Origin of the sequence: Frigoribacterium sp. PvP032, assembly GCF_017833035.1 — a bacterium.
Lineage (GTDB): Bacteria > Actinomycetota > Actinomycetes > Actinomycetales > Microbacteriaceae > Frigoribacterium.
Genome location: NZ_JAFIBM010000001.1, coordinates 1,484,997 through 1,506,205 on the forward strand (window position 1 = coordinate 1,484,997; position 21,209 = coordinate 1,506,205).

Consider the following 21,209-nt stretch of genomic DNA (forward strand, 5'->3'; position numbering starts at 1 on the left):
GCGCGTCCGCTGGCCCTAAACTCGACCCATGCCCGTGAATGACAGCCAGCCGTCGGACGCAGCCGCCCGATGCCCCATCGACGCAGCACCCATCGACGCAGCGCCCATCGACATCAAGCCCCGCAGCCGCGTCGTCACCGACGGGGTCGAGGCCACCACCTCGCGCGGCATGCTCCGCGCCGTCGGCATGGGCGACGAAGACTGGGAGAAGCCGCAGATCGGCATCGCCAGCAGCTGGAACGAGATCACCCCCTGCAACCTGTCGCTCGACCGGCTCGCCCAGGGCGCGAAAGAGGGAGTGCACGGCGGCGGCGGCTACCCGCTGCAGTTCGGCACCGTCTCGGTCTCCGACGGCATCTCGATGGGCCACGAGGGCATGCACTTCTCCCTCGTCTCGCGCGAGGTCATCGCCGACAGCGTCGAGGTCGTGATGAACGCCGAGCGTCTCGACGGCTCGGTGCTGCTGGCCGGCTGCGACAAGTCGCTGCCGGGCATGCTGATGGCGGCCGCTCGCCTCGACCTCGCCAGCGTGTTCCTCTACGCGGGCAGCGTCGCCCCCGGCTGGGTCAAGCTCAGCGACGGCACCGAGAAGAACGTCACGATCATCGACTCGTTCGAGGCCGTCGGCGCCCACAAGGCCGGCACCATCAGCGACGAGGACCTCAAGGCCATCGAGTGCGCCATCGTGCCCGGCGAGGGCGCCTGCGGCGGCATGTACACCGCCAACACGATGGCGAGCGTCGCCGAGGCGCTCGGCATGAGCCTGCCCGGCTCGGCCTCGCCGCCCTCGGCCGACCGCCGTCGCGACTATTTCGCCCACCGCTCGGGCGAGGCCGTGGTGAACTTGCTGCGCCTCGGCATCACCACCCGCGACATCCTCACGAAGGAGGCGTTCGAGAACGCCATCGCCGTGGCCATGGCGTTCGGCGGGTCGACGAACGTCGTGCTGCACCTGCTGGCGATCGCCTACGAGGCCGAGGTCGACCTCACCATCGACGACTTCAACCGCATCGGCGACACGATCCCGCACATCGGCGACCTCAAGCCCTTCGGCAAGTACGTGATGAACGACGTCGACCGCATGGGCGGCGTCCCCGTCGTCATGAAGGCCCTGCTCGACGCGGGCCTGCTCCACGGCGACTGCCTCACCGTCACGGGCAAGACCGTGAGGGAGAACCTCGAGGCGATCAAGCCGAAGCCGCTCGACGGCGAGGTGCTGCGCACCCTCGAGAACCCGATCCACGCGACCGGCGGGCTCACCGTGCTGAGCGGCTCGTTCGCCCCGGAGGGCGCCGTCGTCAAGACCGCGGGCTTCGACGCCTCCGTCTTCGAGGGCCCTGCCAAGGTCTTCGAGCGCGAGCGCGGCGCGATGGACGCCCTCACCGCCGGGCGGATCGAGGCCGGGGACGTCGTCGTCATCCGCTACGAGGGCCCCAAGGGCGGCCCCGGCATGCGCGAGATGCTCGCCATCACCGCCGCCATCAAGGGCGCTGGGCTCGGCAAGGATGTACTACTCTTGACGGACGGGCGATTCTCAGGCGGCACAACCGGCCTCTGCATCGGCCACATAGCACCCGAAGCGGTGGACTCCGGTCCCATCGCCTTCGTGCGTGATGGCGACCTCATCCGTGTCGACATCGCCGCTCGCTCGATCGACCTACTCGTCGACGCCGCTGAGCTCGAGGCCCGCCGAGAAGGCTGGGCTCCCCTCCCTCCGCGCTACACCCGCGGCGTCCTCGCCAAGTACGCGCGCCAGGTCCGCTCCGCGGCCGAGGGCGCGGTCACGTACTGACCACCACCACGAAGAGGGACTCGGCACTGATGCCCCACGACACGACCCCCCAGCCCGGCACGCCCGTGCGCCCCGCCGCCCGACCGGCCCCCGCGGCCGGCCAGACGAGCCCCGCGACGACGACGCAGCCCGTCGTCCTCACGGGCTCCGGCGCGATCCTCAAGTCGCTCGAGCACCTCGGGGTGACCGACGTCTTCGGCCTGCCCGGCGGCGCGATCATCCCGTTCTACGACGAGCTGATGGCGTCGACCGCGATCCGGCACATCCTGGTGCGGCACGAGCAGGGCGCCGGCCACGCGGCCGAGGGCTATGCGGCGGCGTCCGGCCGGGTCGGCGTGGCGATCGCCACCTCCGGGCCGGGTGCCACCAACCTCGTCACCGCCATCGCGGACGCCTACATGGACAGCATGCCGCTGCTCGCGATCACGGGCCAGGTCTTCTCGACCCTGATGGGCACCGACGCGTTCCAGGAGGCCGACATCGTCGGCATCACGATGCCGATCACGAAGCACTCTTTCCTCGTGACGAAGCCGGAGGACATCCCGGCCACGCTGGCCGCCGCGTACCAGATCGCGAGCACCGGCCGGCCCGGCCCCGTGCTCGTCGACATCACGAAGGACGCCCAGCAGAACTCGGCGCCCTTCGTGTGGCCGCCCGTCGTCGACCTGCCCGGCTACCGGCCGGTCACGAAGGCGCACGGCAAGCAGATCGCCGCCGCGGCCCAGCTGATGGCCGAGGCGCGGCAGCCCGTCTTCTACGTCGGCGGGGGAGTCATCCGTGCCGGCGCCTCGGCCGAGCTCGCGGCCCTGGTCGAGCTGACCGGCGCCCCCGTCGTCACGACGCTGATGGCGCGCGGCGCGTTCCCCGACACCCACGCCCAGCACCTCGGCATGCCCGGCATGCACGGCACAGTGCCCGCCGTGCTCGGCCTGCAGGAGAGCGACCTCATCATCGCGCTCGGCGCCCGCTTCGACGACCGCGTCACCGGCAAGGCCGACCTCTTCGCGCCCGGCGCCAAGGTCGTCCACGTCGACGTCGACCCGGCCGAGATCTCGAAGATCCGACTCGCCGACGTGCCCATCGTGGGCGACGCGAAGGTCGTCATCCCCGACCTGGCCGCGGCGTTCGCCGAGATCCCCGTCGCCGACCGTGCCGACACGTCGGCCTGGTGGGAGAAGCTGAACGGCCTCCGCGAGCAGTTCCCGCTCGGCTACACGCAGCCCGACGACGGGCTGCTGTCGCCCCAGGCAGTCATCCAGCGCATCGGCCAGCTCTCCGGCCCCGAGGCGATCTACGCCTCCGGCGTCGGCCAGCACCAGATGTGGGCCGCCCAGTTCATCGAGTACGAGCGTCCCCACGCCTGGCTGAACTCGGGAGGCGCGGGCACGATGGGCTACTCGGTGCCGGCCGCCATGGGCGCGAAGGTGGCCCAGCCCGACCGCGTCGTCTGGGCGATCGACGGCGACGGCTGCTTCCAGATGACCAACCAGGAGCTCGCGACCTGCGTCATCAACGACATCCCGATCAAGGTCGCGATCATCAACAACTCGTCGCTCGGCATGGTGCGCCAGTGGCAGACCCTGTTCTACGAGGGCCGCCACTCGTTCACCGACCTGAACACGGGCCACGAGACGCGGATGGTGCCCGACTTCGTCAAGCTCGCCGACGCGTACGGCGCCCTCGGCATCCGCGTCAGGCGGGAGGACGAGGTCGACGACGCCATCAAGCTGGCACTCGAGACGAACGACCGTCCGGTCGTCATCGACTTCGTGGTCAGCCGCGACGCCATGGTCTGGCCGATGGTGCCCCAGGGCGTGTCGAACTCCGAGATCCAGCACGCCCGCGCGCTCGCGCCCGAGTGGGACGACGAGGCCCCCGGCACCAGCGCCTCCGACACGACCCGTGACGGCGACATGACAGGAGAGCACGCATGAGCCACGTCCTGAGCCTCCTCGTCGAGGACAAGCCCGGTCTGCTGACCCGCGTCGCCGGTCTCTTCGCCCGGCGAGGGTTCAACATCGAGAGCCTCGCGGTCGGCAAGAGCGAGGTCGAGGGCCTCAGCCGAATCACCGTCGTCGTCGACGTCGAAGAACTGCCGCTCGAGCAGGTGACGAAGCAGCTGAACAAGCTGATCAACGTCATCAAGATCGTCGAGCTCGACTACTCGCAGTCGGTGCAGCGCGAGCACATGCTGATCAAGGTGCGGGTCGACGCCACCACCCGGTCCCAGGTGCTCGAGGCCGTCACGCTCTTCCGCGCGTCGGTGGTCGACGTCTCGACCGACTCGCTGGTGATCGAGGTCACCGGCGACACCGGCAAGACGACCGCCCTGCTCCGCGTGCTCGAGCCCTACGGCATCCGCGAGATCTCGCAGTCCGGCCTGCTGGCCATCGGCCGCGGCTCGAAGGCGATCACCGACCGGGTCCCCAGGGCCCAGTGACCTGCGCGGGCCCGCCGCCCGCCGCCTCCCTGCTCCATCCCACCGCCCCACACAAGGAGAACCACCACCGTGACTGAGATCGTGTACGACACCGACGCAGACCTGTCGATCATCCAGGGCAAGAAGGTCGCCGTCATCGGCTACGGCTCGCAGGGCCACGCCCACGCGCTGAACCTGCGCGACTCGGGCGTCGAGGTCGTCATCGGCCTGAAGGAGGGCTCGAAGAGCCGTGCCAAGGCCGAGGAGGCCGGCTTCACGGTGCACACCCCCGCCGAGGCATCGGCCTGGGGCGACGTGATCGTCGTCCTCGCGCCCGACCAGGTGCAGCGCCACGTCTACGCGGACGACATCGCCCCGAACCTCACCGAGGGCAAGGCGCTCGTCTTCGGCCACGGCTTCAACATCCGCTTCGGCTACATCCAGGCGCCCGAGAACGTCGACGTGCTGCTCGTCGCCCCCAAGGGCCCCGGCCACACCGTCCGCCGCGAGTTCGAGGCCGGCCGTGGCGTCCCCGTCATCGTCGCCGTCGAGAACGACGCCTCCGGCTCGGCCTGGGACCTCGCCTGGTCGTACTCCAAGGGCATCGGCGGCCTCCGTGCCGGCGGCATCAAGACGACCTTCACCGAAGAGACCGAGACCGACCTCTTCGGCGAGCAGGCCGTCCTCTGCGGCGGCACCTCGCAGCTGATCCAGTACGGCTTCGAGACCCTCACCGAGGCTGGCTACCAGCCGCAGATCGCCTACTTCGAGGTGCTGCACGAGCTGAAGCTCATCGTCGACCTCATCTGGGAGGGCGGCCTGGCCAAGCAGCGCTGGAGCGTCTCCGACACCGCCGAGTACGGCGACTACGTCTCCGGCCCCCGCGTCATCACGCCGGACGTGAAGGAGAACATGAAGGCCGTGCTCGCCGACATCCAGTCGGGCGCCTTCGCCAAGCGCTTCATCGACGACCAGGACGCCGGCGCGCCCGAGTTCGCCGCCCTGCGCAAGAAGGGCGAGGAGCACCCCATCGAGGCCACCGGCCAGGAGCTCCGCGCCCTGTTCGCCTGGAAGCAGACCGACACGGACTACGTCGACGGCAGCGCTGCGCGCTGACGACCCTCTCCACCTCGGCATCACCCGCAGGGGCCCTTCTCCACCCGGAGGAGGGCCCCTCGGCCGTCCGGGGCTCACGGGCTGTCGTGGCATGATCTAGGGCATGGCAGCGAGCAAGAAGGCAGTGCACTTCGGTGCGGGGAACATCGGTCGGGGCTTCGTGGCGCAGTTCCTGCACGCGAGCGGCTACGAGGTCGTGTTCGCCGACGTCAACGACGAGCTGATCGGCCTGCTGCAGCAGCAGCCGTCGTTCGAGGTGCACGAGGTCGGCGAAGAGAGCCGCACCAACGTCGTCGACGGCTACCGGGCGATCAACAGCCGAACCGACGAGGAGGCGCTGGTCGCCGAGATCGCGACCGCCGACGTCGTCACCACGGCCGTGGGCGCCCGCATCCTCCCGTTCGTCGCCCCGGTGATCGCCCGCGGGCTCGCCGCGCGCGACGCCTCGCTCCCCGCCCTCGCCGTCATCGCGTGCGAGAACGCGATCAACGCCACCGACTCCCTGGCCGAGGCCGTCCGTCAGGCCGACCCTGCCGACAACGCCGTCTTCGCCAACTGCGCCATCGACCGCATCGTCCCCGAGCAGCCCGCCGGCTCGCTCGACGTGACCATCGAGTCGTTCTTCGAGTGGGTCGTCGAGAGCGGGCCCTTCGGTGCCGACCGCCCCGACATCGCCGGCGTCACCTGGGTCGACGACCTGGAGCCGTTCATCGAGCGGAAGCTCTTCACGGTCAACACCGCCCACGCGGCCGCCGCGTACCACGGCTTCTCCCGCGGGCTCGGCAGCATCCGCGAGGCGCTGGCCGACGAGTCGGTGCTGGCCGAGGTCCGCGGCGCGCTCCGCGAGACCACCGAGCTGCTCGTCGCCAAGCACGATCTCGACCTCGACGAGCAGCAGGCCTACGTCGAGAAGAACCTCGTGCGCATCTCGAACCCCCACCTGCCCGACACGACAGAGCGCGTCGGCCGTGGTCCGCTGCGCAAGCTCAGCCGCCACGAGCGCTTCGTCGGCCCTGCGACCCAGCTCGCCGAGCGCGGCCTCGGCCACGACGCGCTCGTCCGCGCCGTCCGCGCCGCCCTCGACTTCGACGTGTCGGACGACTCCGAGAGCGTCGAGCTGCAGGCGCTGCTCACCTCCGGCCTGCCCGATGCAGAGCTGACCGTCACGCTGACGGGCGTCGAGCAGGGCCACCCGCTCTTCCCGGCCCTGCTGGAGGCGGTCTCGTCGAAGACGGCGGCATGACCGACCCGTCCCCGGCCCGCCGAGAGCCTGACGGGCCCTCGGAGGCCCCCGAGCTCGACGAGCACGACGACGACGCCCTGAGCTGGGGCGACGAGCGGGACACCAGCCACGTCGAGGGCCCCACGCCCGTCGAGCACGGCGACGCCGAGGCGGACGACCAGCTCCCCGGGGGCATGAGCAGCGCCTCCCTGGTGGGCCACGGCGTCTTCGGCGGCGTCGCGCTGCTCTCGTGCGTCGGCTGGCTCGTCTCGCGCGACCAGTTCCTGACGTCGTTCGGCGGGACGGCCGTCGACCGCGTGCAGACGGCCCTGTGGCTGCTGGGGGTCGCGCTGGCGATCGTCGCCCCCGCGGTGTGGTTCGTGACCACGATGCTCCTGGTGCCGCAGTCTCGGTCGTCGCGCCGCCTCCTCGTCTTCGCCGTCGGGGCGGTCGCCCTCGCCCCCTGGCCGCTGGTCATCGGAGGAGGCGCGTGACCGCCCGCGAGACCGGCCCGGTCATGCAGCCGGCCGGCTCCGCCGAGGCCCCGCGCCGTCGCGGACCCCGCATCGGCGTCGTCGTGGTCGCCGCAGTGGCCGCGCTCTTCTTCGCCTACGACCTGTACGAGGCGATCACCAACCTCGTGCTCGTGCCGCAGGACGTCCGCTACCAGAACAACGAGTTCTTCGACGAGGTCGGGGTCGACGGTCTCGCGGCCTCGCCGCCCTGGGCCGCGCTCGTCGCCAACGTGCTGCTGCCGGTCGTCGCGTGGGTCGGCGCCCTGGTGGTCGCGCGCAGGCGGCCGCTCTGGCAGGTCGTGCTCGCCTTCGTCGCGGGGCTCGCCCTCGTCGGCTCGGTGTCGCTCACGATCACGGCGTACGTGCTCAGCATCTGATCTGACCTGGCCTGACGTGCTCAGCCCCGGCTCGACGCGCGCCCCGCTGCACGCCTCGACGGCGGACAGGACAGGGGCGTCATGTGCGCGTGGTGTCCCGCCCGAGTCGATAGAGTGCACAGCAGCCGCGCCCACGGCGCGTCGCGGCGTTCACCCCGACCTCTCTCGTTAGGACATCGTCTCCGTGGCCAAGCCCGTCGTGCTGATCGCAGAAGAACTCTCACCCGCCACCGTCGAGGCCCTCGGCCCCGACTTCGACGTCCGGTCGGTGGACGGCACCGACCGCACGGCGCTGCTGGCGGCCCTCGCGGGGGCCGACGCGGTCCTCGTGCGCTCGGCGACGCAGATGGACGCCGAGGCCATCGCGGCGGCCCCCGGGCTCAGGGTGATCGCCCGTGCGGGCGTCGGGCTCGACAACGTCGACATCAAGGCGGCCACGACGGCCGGCGTCATGGTGGTCAACGCGCCCACCTCGAACATCATCTCCGCGGCCGAGCTCACGGTCGGGCACATCCTGAGCCTCGCGCGGCACATCCCCGCAGCGCACTCCGCCCTGTCGCAGGGGCAGTGGAAGCGCTCGAAGTACACCGGCGTCGAGCTGTTCGAGAAGACGGTGGGCATCGTCGGCCTCGGCCGCATCGGCGCGCTCATCACGGCCCGCCTGCAGGCCTTCGGGGTGAACGTGGTCGCCTACGACCCCTACGTGACCCCGGCCCGCGCCCAGCAGCTCGGCGTCACGCTGCTCTCGCTCGACGAGCTGCTCGCCACGGCCGACTTCGTCACCATCCACATGCCGAAGACGGCCGAGACGACGGGCATGATCGGCCTCGAGCAGATGAAGGCGATGAAGCCGACCGCCTTCGTCGTCAACGTCGCCCGCGGCGGCCTGATCGACGAGGACGACCTCTACACGGCGCTCACCACCGGCGAGATCGCCGGCGCGGGCCTCGACGTCTTCGTCTCGGAGCCCCCCGTCGACCAGAAGCTCCTCGGCCTCGAGAACGTGGTCGTCACCCCGCACCTCGGCGCCTCGACGGACGAGGCACAGGAGAAGGCGGGCGTCTCGGTCGCGCGCTCGGTGCGCCTCGCCCTCGGCGGCGAGCTGGTGCCCGACGCCGTCAACGTCGCCGGCGGGGTCATCGACCCCTACGTCCGCCCCGGCATCCCGCTGCTCGAGAAGATCGGCCAGGTCTTCGCCGCCCTCGCCGACTCGCCCCTCACCAGCGTCGACGTCGAGGTCCGAGGCGACCTCGTCGAGTACGACGTGAGCGTCCTGAAGCTCGCCGCGCTCAAGGGCATCTTCACGAACATCGTCAGCGAGTCGGTCAGCTACGTGAACGCGCCCTTGCTCGCCGAGCAGCGCGGGATCACCGTGCGCCTGCTCACCGACCCCACGAGCGAGGAGTACCGCAACGTCCTCACCGTGCGCGGCTCGCTCGCCGACGGCGGTCAGATCTCGGTCTCGGGCACCCTGACGGGCACCAAGCAGGTCGAGAAGATCGTCGAGATCAACGGCTACGACGTCGAGGTCCCGATCGCCGCCCACCACCTCGTGATGGTCTACGGCGACCGTCCCGGCATCGTCGCGGTCTACGGCAAGGAGTTCGGCGACGCCGGCATCAACATCGCCGGGATGCAGATCGCCCGCCGCAGCGCCGGTGGCCAGGCCCTCAGCGTGCTCACGATCGACAGCCCCGCGCCCGACGACCTGCTCGAGAAGGTGCGCACGGCGATCGACGCCGAGGTCCTCCGCGAGATCGACGTCACGCTGTAGCCCTTCCCGCGCACGCGCCTCGCGCGACGCGACGACGCCCCGGTGTCGGTCCTCTGACCGCCACCGGGGCGTCGTGCTGCGCCTCACTGCTGTCCCCAATCCCTTCCGGAGCATTGATCCGATCCGTGAAACGTGACACTGTGCGTATCGGACGCATCTCGAGTCAGATGAGATCGGAGATCACATGTCACATCAGACCGCGATCACTGAAATAGCTCTTGAGGGTGCATCCGCCCTGAGTGCCCGTCGTCAGCCTCGGAGAGCAGGGGCGTCAGCATGAATCGACACGTGCTCTTCACCGCAGACAGCTCGACTGCACATCGGAGTCGGATGGAGGTGCGTCCTTGGCCCTCGACTGGGCGTCTCATCCCGTTGGCGGTCCTGATGTGTCTCACCGTGCTGACCGCCAGTGTCGGTCTGGGCGCATCTGCCGTCCACGCTCATGTCGATCCACGATTCGTCGGATCGGAGATCGTCGCGGAGGCTCTCGAGAACGTCGAGGGTGACTTAGTCAAGGTGCCCCGTGTCGGCCTCCCGACGGCCCTGTCTTCGGATGCGGAAGGAACTGCAACCGATGCCGCGATGGTCGGTGTCGTCGTGCCTGACGAGGCAACGGACGGAATTACCTTGTCGGCGGGGGACTTCACGATGAACATCGGCCTTCCCAACGCCGATGAGGCGGGACCGAGCGTGCCCTCGGGGCAGGGGAGCATGGTCTATCCGTCCGCGCACTCGACTGCCAGTGCTGTCATCCCCACAGGTGACGGCGTACAGCTTCTCTCCGTCATCAATTCCGAGAAGGCCGCGGAGTCGTTCGCGTACGATCTAGGCCTGCTCCCCGGGCACCTCCTCGAGGCGACGGCAGACGGTGGAGCACGCGTGGTCGATCAGGAGGGTGTCGTCAAGGCCGAGTTCGAGCCAGCATGGGCGCAAGACGCTGCGGGCATCGATGTCCCCACGCGCTATTCCGTGGAGGGGAACACCCTGACTCAGATCGTCGACCACAAGGGTCTGGAAGGGGTCGCGTACCCGGTCGTCGCAGACCCGCTGCCAGTCGTCGTGATCGTCATCACTGCCGCAGCGTTGATCGTCGTTGCAGCGGCTGCTCTAGGCGTGGCCGTGTGGCTCGTGGTCAGCTGGTGGAACACTTGCCGTGCGCAGAACAAGTACCCGCAGCTCTCCACCATCAACGGGTTCACAGCACGCTGCGTCCGGTGACATGAGGAAGCGCGAAGGAGGCATCATGGACACGGAGAGAGGCTCGGGCTTGGCGGTGGGACTCGTCTCGGCGTGTTCCCTGGTGATGGCGATACTGGTCTTGGGCACGGTCGCCATGTTGCTCGCGGCTCAAGCCTTCACGAACGGAAACACGATCGGCATCCCCGTCCTGGTCACCTTCGACGGGTCCAGAGCCATGGTCGACGCGCCGAGCGTCCACATCAGCGGTTCCGTGGCCGGCATGGTCGGCTCCGTCCTTCTTCTCGCGCTCCCACTTCCGCTCTGGTTCATCGGGCTCACCCGGCGCGAGCAGACAGCAACGAGTGAGTAAAGGCAGCCGCTGCAGCGACGAGGGGCTTCAGGGGAACGGCTGGTCACCCGTGAAGAACGCTTGAGAGGCGAGTGCTCCAGAAAAAGATCAGCAACGATGCGACGCTCCGGTGTCGGTCCTCGGACCGGTGCCGGGGCGTCGTGCTGTGCGGGGGGAGCGGGGGAGCGGCTGCGCCTAGAGCTCGATGGACTCGTGCGCCGCGAGCTGCACGGCGTCGCCGCCGACCGACTGCGCGCTCGCCTTCATCCGGTCGAAGTGCATCGCCAGACCGGGGCCGGAGAGGGTCTGCTCGTGCGTCGGGAAGGCCAGCGCCGGCTTCACCGCCGCCACGTAGTCGATGACCTCGGACACCTTCAGCCACGGAGCGCCCACCGGTGTCGCGAGCGTCTGGACAGGCACGTTCGGGACGGTGAACTGGTCGCCCGGGTAGAACAGCGACCCGTCGACCATGACGCCGACGTTGTCGATCACAGGGATGCTCTCGTGGATCACCGCGTGCCGCGTGCCGTGGAACGACAGGCTGAAGGGCCCGGCCTCGACAGTGTCGCCGTCGGTGACGACGTGGACCTCGAACCCGTCGGCCGCGTCCGCGACGCCCTGCGGCCCGTACAGGACCGCGTCGGGGTTCGTCTCGCGGAGGTGGGCGAGCTGGTCGGGCGTCCAGTGGTCGGCGTGCTCGTGGGTCACGACGACGGCGTCGACGTCGTGCAGGTCGACGAGGGGAGCGGTGAACGAGCCGGGATCGATGACGAGCTTGCGCCCGTCCTTCTCGACGACGAGGCAGGCGTGTTCGAGTTTCGTGAGGCGCATGAGGCCGACTGTACGCCCGCGGGGGTTCCCGACGACCCCTGGCCGCCCCGCCTCCCGCGCGCTCCTGCTGCCTCCTGGACTGCCCGCGACACGCGGGGCGGCCTCGATTTGTGACCGGCTCGACAGCTGTGGCATACTCGACGAGTTGCAAATACGGCCCCATCGTATAGCGGCCTAGTACGTCGCCCTCTCACGGCGGTAACACGGGTTCGAATCCCGTTGGGGTCACCACCACGAACCGCCCGGCACTCGCCGGGCGGTTTCGTCGTTCCGGGGCCGGTCTGAAGGCCCCTCCGGTCAGCTCCCGTGGCGAGTGGTCAGTTTCGGTCCTGCCGGTGTCGCGGCAAGACCGCAACTGACCACTCGCCGCGCAGCCCGGACGGGGACGGCCCCGGAGGCGTCGAGGTGACGTCGCCGGGGCCGTCCCGCCAGGCGGCAGGTCGAGCACCGCAGGGCGGTCTAGCCCTTCGTGGCGCCGGCCAGCAGGCCGCGGACGAAGAACCGCTGCAGGGCGAAGAACACGATCAGCGGCACGATGATCGAGATGAACGCCCCGGCCGTGAGCAGCTCCCACGACTGGCCGTACGAGCCCGAGAGGTCCTGCAGGGCCTTGGTGATCGGCAGCCCCTGCCCCGAGGTGAACACCGTCGCCACGAGCAGGTCGTTCCACACCCACAGGAACTGGAAGATGCCGAAGGAGGCGATGGCCGGCATCGACAGCGGCAGCACGATGCGGAAGAAGACCTGGCCGTGACCGGCGCCGTCCATGCGGGCCGCCTCGATCACCTCCGCCGGGATCTCGGAGATGAAGTTGTGCAGCATGAAGATCGCCAGGGGGAGGGCGAAGATCGTGTGCGCGATCCACACCTTGGCGAACGAGCCGTCGAGCCCGTTCACCCCGAGGCCGGGGAGGATGTACAGGCCGCCGACCCGGAGACCGTCGGAGAAGAGCCGGAGCAGCGGCACGAGGGCCATCTGGATCGGCACGATCTGCAGGGCGAAGACGAGCACGAACATCGTGTTGCGGCCCTTGAAGTCGATCCAGGCGAAGGCGTAGGCCGCGAGGCTGGCGATCGTGATCGGGATGAGCGCCGCGGGCAGCGTGATGACGAGCGAGTTGAAGAACGCCTTGCCGAGGGTGAGGCTGTCGCCCGAGTTGAACGCGTTGACGTAGTTGTCGAGCGTGAACCCCGGGTTGGCGAAGACGGTCCACCAGCCGGTCGTCTTGATGTCGTTCGCGGGGCGGAACGACGAGATGAACAGGCCGGCGGTCGGCAGCGTCCAGATGGCGGCGATGATCAGCGCCGCGATGGTGGCGCCACGGCTCGTGGTGCCCTTCTTCAGCTTGCCGCTCGAGCTCTCGACGGCGGCGAGGCCGCGCTTCAGCTGGCGCTCGGTGCCCGAGCCGACGGCGACCCCGACGGGGGTGGGGGTGGCGGTCATCGGATCTCCCTCTGCTTCTGGATCTGGCGGGCGTTGTAGATGACGATCGGCAGGACGAGCACGAACAGGATCACGGCCAGCGCCGAGCTGTAGCCGGTGCGGCTGCCGAGCTGGAACTGGCGCACCATCTCGAACGCGAGGATGGTCGTGTCGTTCCGGCCGCCGGTCATCGCCGAGACGATGTCGTAGACCTTCAGCGAGGCGATCGAGATGGTCGTGAGCACGACGATGATCGTGGTGCGGATGCCGGGGACGGTGATGTGCCGGAACGCCTGGAAACCGTTCGTCCCGTCGAGCGAGGCAGCTTCGAGCTGCTCGGCGGGGACGCCCTTGATGGCCGCGGACAGCACGGTCATCGCGAAGCCGGCCTGGGTCCAGATCAGCACGATCACGAGCAGCAGGGTGTTCCACGGCTCGAGGCCGAGCCAGTCGACGGGCTGGCCGCCGAAGCCGACGAGGATGCCGTTCAGCAGGCCGATCTGGTCGCCCTGGCGGATGTCGTAGAAGAACTTGAAGATGATCGACGCGCCCACGAACGAGATGGCCATGGGCATGAAGACGAGCAGCTTGAGGAACTTCTCGCCGCGGCTCTTGTCGATGAACACCGCGTAGGCGAGGCCGATCGCGGTGGCGGTGATCGGGGCGAGCAGCACCCAGACCAGCGTGTTGCCGAAGGCGGTGAGCCCGTCGGGGCTGGTGAAGACCCAGATGAAGTTGTCGAGGCCGGCGAAGCCCGACCCGTCGTTCTTCATGAACGCCTGGCCTGCCGTGGTGATGGTGGGGTAGATCAGGCCGATCAGCAGGAAGAACACGGCCGGCGTCATGAACGCGATGAGCTGGAGCGAGTAGCCGGCCCCGCGCTTCGAGCGGTAGTCGAGCAGGAACAGCCCGCCGCCGAGGACGGCCGCGATCGCCGCGACCCAGATGACCGACTGGTAGAGGCCGAAGGCGAGCAGCACCACGACGGGCACGACGACGCAGACGGCGAGGCGGAGGATCGTGTACTGCAGGCCGCGGCGGGGCGCGAACTCGACGAAGACGAGCACGACGCCGACCAGCGCCGCGAAGGCGAGCAGGATCAGGGGGATCTGGGCCAGGGGCGGGATGCCCGCCAACCACTGGAAGAAACTGGACATCGCTGTCCCTTTCACGTTCGGGTACCAGGGCGTTCGGGCGCAGGCGAGGGGAGGGGAGGGCTGCGCCCGACGGGGATGCGTGAGGGGCCGCCGCCGCACGGCGACGGCCCCTCACGGCGGGGTTGCTGGCTAGCTGGTGTAGCCGGCCTGGATCTCCTCCAGAACCGAGTCGGTGTCCGTGCCGTCGATCCAGTCGACCATGCCCTTCCAGAAGCTGTCGGAGCCGACCGACTTGGGCATCAGGTCGGACCCGTCGAAGCGGAACGTGGTGTCGGTGCCCTGCAGGATCTCGACGGCGCTCTTCAGCAGGTCGCTGCCGGCGTTCTCCGGGTCGAGGCCCTTGTTGGCCGAGATGACGCCTCCGAGCGAGACGCGGCTGTTGGCCCAGTCGGCGCTGGCGAGGTACGCCTGCACCTTGGCGGTGTCGTCGTCGTTCGAGAACGCGGCGACGAACTCACCGCCGCCGGTGACGGCAGCCGGGTCGTCCTCCTTCATCGGCGGGGTCAGGAAGGCCCAGACGTCGCCGTCCTCGGCGACCGTGGCCGGTGTGCCGTCGGCGTTGTTCGCGGCGGTCAGGAAGCCCTCGAAGAACGAGGCCTGGTGCGTCAGCGCGCAGCTGCCGTTCGCCACGTTCGTGGCGACGTCGCCGAACGCCGTGGAGTTGATCGACTTCACGTCGCCGTAGCCGGCGTTGACCATCGTCGGGTCCTGCAGGATCGTGCCGACGGAGTCGAACGCGGCCTTGATCTCGGGGTCGGTGAACTTCGTGTCGCCCGAGACCCACGAGTCGTAGGCGTCGGGGCCGGCCTCGCGGAGCACGAGGTCCTCGACCCAGTCGGTGCCGGGCCAGCCCGAGGCCTCGCCCGAGTTGAAGCCGGCGCACCAGGGCGCCGTGCCGGTCTTCTCCTGGATGGTCTTCGAGACCTCGACGAGCTCGTCGTAGGTCTTGGGGATCTCGACGCCCCACTCCGCGAACTTGGCGGGGGAGTACCAGACGTAGCCCTTGACGCTGGCCATCAGCGGAGCGCCGTACTGGGTGCCGTCGACCTGGCCGTACTTCTGCCAGTCCTCCGACCAGCCTTCCTTGACGTTCGCGAGCGCGTCGGCCGGGAGCTCCTGCACCTTGCCCGACTTCACCGTGTCGGCGAGCAGGCCGGGCTGAGGGAAGATCGCGAGGTCGGGGGTGTCGCCGCCCTGGACCTTGATGCCGATCTGCTTCTCGAACTCCTTGTCGCCCGTGTACTTGATGTCGATGTCGTTCTGCTTCTCCCAGTCCGCCCAGGACTGCTCGAGCAGGGTCGCCTCGTCGCCGTTGATCGTGCCGTAGATGTTCACGACGCCGTCGGCCGTGCCGACGGATCCGCCCGCGTCGCCGCCGGCGTTCGGGTCGTTGGGGTCCGCGCTTCCGGAGCAGCCGACCAGCAGGAAGCTGGATGCGGCCAGGATGGCCAGGGGGCCGGTGAACCTGCGGTGCAGGGATGCTCGCATGGTGATCTCCTCATCGAGTTGCGATGCACCTGACCTGCTCGTGCTGCCGAGCCGGGCCAGTGCCGCGCACGTCGTCGTCGACGCGCGTCGACGATGAGTGTCACACACGCGCAGGAGGCGCGCAACAAGGCTTCTTAGCGGCGCGCCGCACCGGGACGCTCAGAAGACGCGGCGGCGGCGCGGGGACCGCTCGACGCCGGCGCCGAGCTGCCCCGCACCACGAGCTGAGGGGCGACCAGGAGGTGCGGCGCGTCCTGACGGCGCCCCTCCAGCCGGTCGACGAGATGGTCCACCGCGGCCGCCGCGAGCTCGACCCCGGGCGGCGAGACCGTGGTCAGGGGCGGCGAGGTCATGTCCGCGGCGAGGTCGCCGATGCTCAGGGCCACCACCGACACGTCCCGGGGGACGGAGCAGCCCGCGAAGGCCGCCGCCTGGACGAAGCCGGCCAGCGCGGTCTCGTTGAACGCGACCACCGCGGTGGGACGCGCCGGTGACGCCTCGAAGACGTCGAAGGCCGCGCGGCCTCCCGTGACGGAGACGGCGGCGTGGTGCACCTCGAGGGCGAGGCCGGCGGCGCACGCGGCGTCGCCGAGCGAGCGGGACGCCCGGGCGAGCGGGCCCGAGCCGCGCTCGTGCGGGCCGACCGACTGGCTGAGGAAGAACGCCCGCTCGTGGCCGAGGCTCGTCAGGTGCTCGACGGCGAGGCGCCCCAGGGCCTCGTAGTCGGCGTCGACGAACCAGAGGCCGGCCACGTCGTCGGGGCGGCCGATGTTCGTGAACGGGACCCGCGCCTCCGTCAGGACCGCGACCCGGTCGTCCTCGGGCGTCAGCTCCATCAGCACGACCCCGTCGACGAGGCCCTCGCTCACGAGGCTCTCGAGACCCTCGACGTCGTCGATCGGCGTCGACCAGAGGAGGAGGTGGTAGCCGCGTTCCCGGGCCCGGTCCGTGGCCGCGGCGACGTACTCGAACTCCGACGACGTGACGCCGCGCCGCCCGTACGGGTAGTGCAGTGCCAGGATGCCGCCCCGAGACCCGGCGAGGCCCCTGGCGAACGCGTTCGGCGTGTAGTTGAGCTCGACCATGGCAGCCTCGACCCGGCGCCGGGTCGCGTCCGAGATGGTCCGACGGCCGCTGAGGGCGTACGAGACGGTGCTCGACGAGACGCCGGCCAGGCGCGCCACGTCGTCACGGGTCGCTGGTGCCATGCTCGTCCACCTCGTCGTCGGTCGTGCGCTCAGCATACGAGCGCAGACCGTGATGAGCGACGAGCGTCGGGTGGGGGCCGCGGCCTGCGCGGGCCACACCGGCCGCGGTGCCTGTTGGTCCAGACCGGCGCGGCCCGCTCCGGCCGTGGGCGGCCTACGCGGGCCACACCGGTCTGAACTGCACGGAGATGCGCGGACCGACGGCCTTGCGGGTCTTGGCGATCGCGTGCTCGTGGGTGCGCTGGCAGCTGCCGCCCATCACGAGCAGGTCGCCGTGGCCGAGGGGGAAGCGCTGCACCCGGCCCGTGCGCCGTGACCGGACCGCCAGGGTGCGCGGCGCGCCCAGCGACAGGATGCCCACCATCGTGTCGCGGTCGATCGTGCGGCCGACCCGGTCGCCGTGCCAGGCGATGCTGTCGTCGCCCGTGCGGTAGAAACAGAGCCCCGCGCGGCGGAACAGCTGCTCGGCGGGGGCAGCCCGTCGGGTCGAGTACCACTGGTTGAGCTCGTCACGCGCCGTGCCGAGCACGGGGTCGGGCAGGACGTCGTGCTCGCCGTACGACGACACCAGCCGCGGCACCTCGACCACGCGGTCGTACATCGTCCGGGTGTCGGCCTGCCACGAGACCTCGGCGACGAGGCGCTCGAACATGGCGTCGCTGCCCGTCGCCCAGCCGGGCACGAGGTCGAGCCACGCGCCGTCGTCGAGGGGCAGGTGCTGCACGGCCCCGTCGAGGTCGCGGAGCCCCGTGCCGTGCCCCGGTCCGGAGCCTGCCTCGTCGTCGAGGCCGTCCAGCAGCGAGGAGGTGAAGGTCGTGGTCATGCTCCGCAGCCTAGCCGATCGTTCGAACACGCGTTCGATCGACGTGGACGTCACCAGCGGGGCGACACGACGTCGCGCGCCGCGGGCCCCGTGAGCTCGTGGGCCACCCCGTCGACGTCGACGTCGACCAGCACCCCGCCCCAGAACGACACCTGCAGTCGACCTTGGTAGACCCAGAGCCGTTCGCCGGAGGACCGGTCGAAGGCCACGACCGTCGAGCGGCCGCCCGAGCTGCCGTAGGCGAACGCGTACCCGACGGTGCGTCCGGTCGCCGCCGGCACCGCACCTCCCGGCAGCTCGACGACCGACGTCGTCGCCCCGTCCGCGCCGTCGAGCACGCGGAGGGCCAGCGCCCCGTCGCCCCCGGTCGGCGCCGCGGCGAAGAGGTCGTCGTCGGTCTGGCCGGCGAGGCCGTCGACGCTGACGGCTCCCCGGCGCTCGTGGCTCCAGCGGGTCTCGCCCGTGTCCCAGTCGACGCAGCTCACGCGGTCCTCCGCGACGTCGGTCACCACGAGGCAGCTGCGCGCCGCGCTCGGCGCCCCCTGCAGCTCGGACGACGTCGTCCACCGGGTGCGACCGTCGAGGTCGACGGCCGTGAAGCCGCCCGAGCGGCCCGACGTCGACACGATCAGGTCGTCGTGCACGAGCGGCCCGACCAGGGCGTCGAGCCGGGTGCCCCAGTCGCGCTGGCGCCCCGTCGTCGGGTCGACGGCGACCGTGCCCTCCGAGGTCGAGACCAGGGCGCGGTCCGGCAGCGCGAGGACGACGCCCGTCGTCGTGCCGGCACCCCGCCACGTCACGTGCCCCAGGTCGCTCGCGTCCCGGACCTCGTAGCGGTAGGCGCCGCCCGCTGACGGCTGCCGTCCCGTGAGGACGACCTGCCCCTCCGACTGGAACTGGTCGCTGTCCGTGGTCCTCCAGGGCGCGGAGCCGTCGACGACCCTCCCCGTCGCCGGGTCGAGGGACACGAGCTTCGAGAGCGTGCCGCCGGACGTCCGCAGGAGGAGCCGGTCGGGGGCGCCCTCCGGGCCGATCGCCGACGCGGACAGCACCTCGGCGCCCTCGAGGTCGCCCAGGTCGTCGAAGTCGTCCCGTGCGTCGTGCACCCAGGCGATCCGGCCGTCCCGCGTGTCGAGCAGCGCGACCCGCGACCCCACCCGGCTCGTGTCGCTGCCGCAGCCCGAGTCGTTGGCGAACCCGTAGGTCCAGGCCGGGGCGGCGCGCACGAGCACGAGGCCGTCGTCGCCGACCGGCACCGACGGGAACCGCAGGCAGAGCGCGGGCGCGCCGGGGGCGAGCGCGCCGGCGAGGTCGGCGGTCCAGCCGGAGGCGGTCGGCGCCTCCCGCAGGTCGACGGTCGAGGTGCCCTGCCAGGGCGAGAGCCCGCCGTAGACCGGCTGGCCGGGCACGAGGGCGGCGGTGACCGCCACGGCGGCGACCACCAGGGCGAGGTAGCCGAGCCCGAGGCGACGAGCGGGGGCGAGCCCGCGCCACCACCGCGGGCCGGGCTCCGGCGGACGGCGCGACGGGCTGCCGGGCGTGGGCGGGTGCTGCTGCCCGGCCGCCGCCTCCTCGGCAGCTGTCGCTCGTCCGTCGGGCGTCGTCGTCGGCTTCTCCCAGACCACGGCGGCGCTCGGCCGGGAGGGCAGCCACCGGTCGTCCGGCGCCGTCACGACGTGCTCCCGACCCTGGTGCGGTCGACGAGGCGGGTGGCGGCGGCCGTGTCGTCCACGACGACCAGCGCGCCGCCCCAGAACGACGCACGGCCGGCCGACGTCGAGGTCCAGAGCCGCCGTCCGCCCGACGCGTCGTACGCGGTGACGGCGTCGGGACGGATCCCGGAGTCATCGGTCTCGACGTAGACCACGGTGCGCGACGCGGCGACGACGTCGTCGGACGGGCCGAGCGGCAGGGCGACGCGGCGCGAGCCGTCCCCGGCGTCGAGAGCGGCGAGCTCGGGGCCGTCGTCCCGCTGCGCCACGACCCAGACGTCGTCCCGCGACTGCCCCGGCACGGGGACGACCCTGGCGGGGCCGCCGAGGTCGCGGCTCCAGAGCGTGCGGCCGTCGCCGCGGTCGAGGCAGGTCACGGAGGAGGCGTCGGCCGAGAGGGCGAGGACGCACCGGTCCGTCACGGCGAGGGCACCTGCCTCGACGGCGGTCGTCCACCGCCGGTCGCCGAGCGGGTCGACGGCCGACACGGTCGGACGGTCCCGCCCCGCCCGCTCGACCAGGTACAGGGAGTCGTCGCCCGCCGGGCCCGTCGCGGCCGTCTCGACGGTCGTGCCCCTGCCCTGCTCGAGCGGACGGGAGAGGCCCGTCCTCCCGTCGACGAACGAGCTGCGGCCGTCGGTCTCGACCACGACTCCCGCGTCCAGCAGCAGGGGCGTCGTGCCGACGTCGGCGCGGCCCTGCCAGACGGGCGAGGTCAGGTCGCCCGCGTCGACGAGGGAGAAGCGGCGCGACGCGTCGTCGGTCCCGCCGACGGCCCGGAGCTGCAGGCGCCCGACGGCGGCGACGCTCACGGCGGGCAGGTCGCGGCGCCCGCGCGCCACCTCCTGGGCGGCCCCGTCGGCGATGTCGAGCGCGACCTGGGCGGCGCCGCCGGAGGTCTGGACCTGGACCAGCACGCGACGGGCGCCCGGCACGACCTGCGTGGCGGGGATCGCCAGGGCGTCGGCGTCGGGGACGTCCCCGGCGAGGTCGTGCACCCATCGGACACGACCCGTCGCGGCCTCGACGAGCGCGACGCGGCTCGTGTTCCCGGAGACGGCGGAGCGGCGACAGCCGGTCGCGGACGCCGCGTCGTCGGTCTCGAGGTCGACCGAGGTGCCGACGGCGACGAGGCCGTCGGCCGCGGCGGAGGGCCAGACGTGCACGCATGCCGGGGGCACGTCGGGCGCCAGGAGGGCCGCGAGGTCGAGGGTCCACGCGGCGTCCGTCGGCAGGCGCCGCAGCTCGTCGGCCGCCGCCGCGCCGCCCGGCGGGCCGCCGTCCCCGTAGCGGGGGACGACGGCGACGCCGACGACGAGGACCAGCGCGGTCGCGGCGGCGAGCGAGAGGTAGGCGGCGCGCAGGCGGGACGACGATGAGGCGGTCGTCCGGCGCCGGCGGCGGGGCGCCTCCTCGACGGGTGCGACAGGTGCGACGGGTGCGACGGGTGCATCGGGCGCCACGGATGCGACAGGCGCGGCGGGTACGACTGGGCCCGGCTCGTCGGCCCGACGGCCCGCACGCGGACGGGGCGGCAGCCAGGGAGCGTCGTCTCGCGCCATGCTCGGTCGACCTCCTCGTCGGGCGGCCCCGTCGCGGAGCGACGATCGACCTGGTACCAGTCAGGACCCGCAGGGAGGCGGGCGCCCACCTCGTGTTCGGAGACGTCGCCTGCGGCGCTCGCCGTGTCGCTCGCCGCGTCGTCCGACGTGTCGCTCGACGTGTCGCTCGACGGGGGAATGCGGCGTGCCAGGAGCCGCGTTGCACCCCGCAGCGCGTCGGGCAGGGGCCGGGAGGCGCTGGCGTAGACTTCGACGATCATTCC

Annotated in this window: 18 protein-coding genes and 1 tRNA gene; 11 read left to right on the forward strand and 8 right to left on the reverse strand. The window is 71.2% G+C overall.

The annotated features are described in order from the left end of the window. The first annotated feature begins 28 nt into the window (after window positions 1–28). The 10 genes from ilvD to JOE35_RS06890 all read left to right on the forward strand — a co-directional run bounded on the left by ilvD (window position 29) and on the right by JOE35_RS06890 (window position 10,764). Window positions 29–1,792 carry a dihydroxy-acid dehydratase gene (gene ilvD / locus JOE35_RS06845; RefSeq protein WP_209560461.1) on the forward strand — a complete coding sequence of 588 codons (1,764 nt, stop codon included), beginning with the start codon at window positions 29–31 and terminating at the stop codon, window positions 1,790–1,792. Window positions 1,793–1,821: 29 nt separating this feature from the next. Further along, complete coding sequence (locus JOE35_RS06850; protein WP_209560462.1) at window positions 1,822–3,726, forward strand: acetolactate synthase large subunit; 1,905 nt, start codon at window positions 1,822–1,824, stop codon at window positions 3,724–3,726. Further along, complete coding sequence (gene ilvN / locus JOE35_RS06855) at window positions 3,723–4,232, forward strand: acetolactate synthase small subunit (RefSeq protein WP_209560463.1); 510 nt, start codon at window positions 3,723–3,725, stop codon at window positions 4,230–4,232. Before JOE35_RS06850 ends, ilvN begins: the two co-directional genes overlap by 4 nt. A 69-nt stretch (window positions 4,233–4,301) precedes the next feature. Beyond that, window positions 4,302–5,327 carry a ketol-acid reductoisomerase gene (ilvC, locus tag JOE35_RS06860; RefSeq protein ID WP_209560464.1) on the forward strand — a complete coding sequence of 342 codons (1,026 nt, stop codon included), beginning with the start codon at window positions 4,302–4,304 and terminating at the stop codon, window positions 5,325–5,327. A gap of 103 nt (window positions 5,328–5,430) precedes the next feature. After that, entirely contained in the window at window positions 5,431–6,570 is a 1,140-nt protein-coding gene (locus JOE35_RS06865; RefSeq protein ID WP_209560465.1) for a mannitol-1-phosphate 5-dehydrogenase, read from the forward strand. Beyond that, window positions 6,567–7,043, forward strand: coding sequence for a hypothetical protein (locus JOE35_RS06870; RefSeq protein WP_209560466.1), 477 nt, complete (start codon window positions 6,567–6,569; stop codon window positions 7,041–7,043). Before JOE35_RS06865 ends, JOE35_RS06870 begins: the two co-directional genes overlap by 4 nt. Beyond that, window positions 7,040–7,441, forward strand: coding sequence for a hypothetical protein (locus tag JOE35_RS06875; RefSeq protein WP_209560467.1), 402 nt, complete (start codon window positions 7,040–7,042; stop codon window positions 7,439–7,441). Before JOE35_RS06870 ends, JOE35_RS06875 begins: the two co-directional genes overlap by 4 nt. Window positions 7,442–7,625: 184 nt before the next feature. Beyond that, the gene (gene serA / locus JOE35_RS06880) at window positions 7,626–9,215 is read left to right on the forward strand and encodes a phosphoglycerate dehydrogenase (protein ID WP_209560468.1); all 1,590 of its coding nucleotides are present in this window, start codon (window positions 7,626–7,628) and stop codon (window positions 9,213–9,215) included. Window positions 9,216–9,599: 384 nt separating this feature from the next. Continuing rightward, window positions 9,600–10,433 (forward strand): hypothetical protein, encoded by an 834-nt coding sequence (locus JOE35_RS06885; protein ID WP_209560469.1) that lies wholly within the window; start codon window positions 9,600–9,602, stop codon window positions 10,431–10,433. Between the two features lie 25 nt (window positions 10,434–10,458). Continuing rightward, complete coding sequence (locus JOE35_RS06890; RefSeq protein WP_209560470.1) at window positions 10,459–10,764, forward strand: hypothetical protein; 306 nt, start codon at window positions 10,459–10,461, stop codon at window positions 10,762–10,764. A 174-nt stretch (window positions 10,765–10,938) separates the two neighbouring features. On the opposite strand, the gene JOE35_RS06895 is transcribed toward JOE35_RS06890, so the two are convergent. Further along, window positions 10,939–11,574, reverse strand: coding sequence for an MBL fold metallo-hydrolase (locus JOE35_RS06895; RefSeq protein ID WP_209560471.1), 636 nt, complete (start codon window positions 11,572–11,574; stop codon window positions 10,939–10,941). 155 nt (window positions 11,575–11,729) lie between these two features. Here JOE35_RS06895 and JOE35_RS06900 point away from each other — a divergent pair. After that, window positions 11,730–11,805: transfer RNA gene (locus JOE35_RS06900), tRNA-Glu, on the forward strand. A 228-nt stretch (window positions 11,806–12,033) separates the two neighbouring features. Here JOE35_RS06900 and JOE35_RS06905 read toward each other — a convergent pair. The 7 genes from JOE35_RS06905 to JOE35_RS06935 all read right to left on the reverse strand — a co-directional run bounded on the left by JOE35_RS06905 (window position 12,034) and on the right by JOE35_RS06935 (window position 20,847). Next, on the reverse strand, window positions 12,034–13,017 hold the full coding sequence (locus JOE35_RS06905; protein WP_133737753.1) for a carbohydrate ABC transporter permease: 984 nt from the start codon (window positions 13,015–13,017) through the stop codon (window positions 12,034–12,036). Beyond that, the gene (locus JOE35_RS06910) at window positions 13,014–14,153 is read right to left on the reverse strand and encodes a carbohydrate ABC transporter permease (protein ID WP_209560472.1); all 1,140 of its coding nucleotides are present in this window, start codon (window positions 14,151–14,153) and stop codon (window positions 13,014–13,016) included. Before JOE35_RS06910 ends, JOE35_RS06905 begins: the two co-directional genes overlap by 4 nt. Before the next feature lie 129 nt (window positions 14,154–14,282). Continuing rightward, window positions 14,283–15,641 (reverse strand): ABC transporter substrate-binding protein, encoded by a 1,359-nt coding sequence (locus tag JOE35_RS06915; protein ID WP_209560473.1) that lies wholly within the window; start codon window positions 15,639–15,641, stop codon window positions 14,283–14,285. Between the two features lie 134 nt (window positions 15,642–15,775). Further along, window positions 15,776–16,849: a LacI family DNA-binding transcriptional regulator gene (locus JOE35_RS06920; protein ID WP_209560474.1), complete on the reverse strand. Its 1,074-nt coding sequence runs from the start codon at window positions 16,847–16,849 to the stop codon at window positions 15,776–15,778. A gap of 154 nt (window positions 16,850–17,003) precedes the next feature. Next, complete coding sequence (locus JOE35_RS06925; RefSeq protein WP_209560475.1) at window positions 17,004–17,672, reverse strand: alpha-ketoglutarate-dependent dioxygenase AlkB; 669 nt, start codon at window positions 17,670–17,672, stop codon at window positions 17,004–17,006. Between the two features lie 50 nt (window positions 17,673–17,722). Further along, a complete protein-coding gene (locus tag JOE35_RS06930; protein ID WP_209560476.1) occupies window positions 17,723–19,345 on the reverse strand; it encodes a PQQ-binding-like beta-propeller repeat protein in 1,623 nt (540 codons plus the stop codon). Further along, window positions 19,342–20,847: a PQQ-binding-like beta-propeller repeat protein gene (locus tag JOE35_RS06935; RefSeq protein WP_209560477.1), complete on the reverse strand. Its 1,506-nt coding sequence runs from the start codon at window positions 20,845–20,847 to the stop codon at window positions 19,342–19,344. Before JOE35_RS06935 ends, JOE35_RS06930 begins: the two co-directional genes overlap by 4 nt. Window positions 20,848–21,209 lie beyond the last annotated feature (362 nt).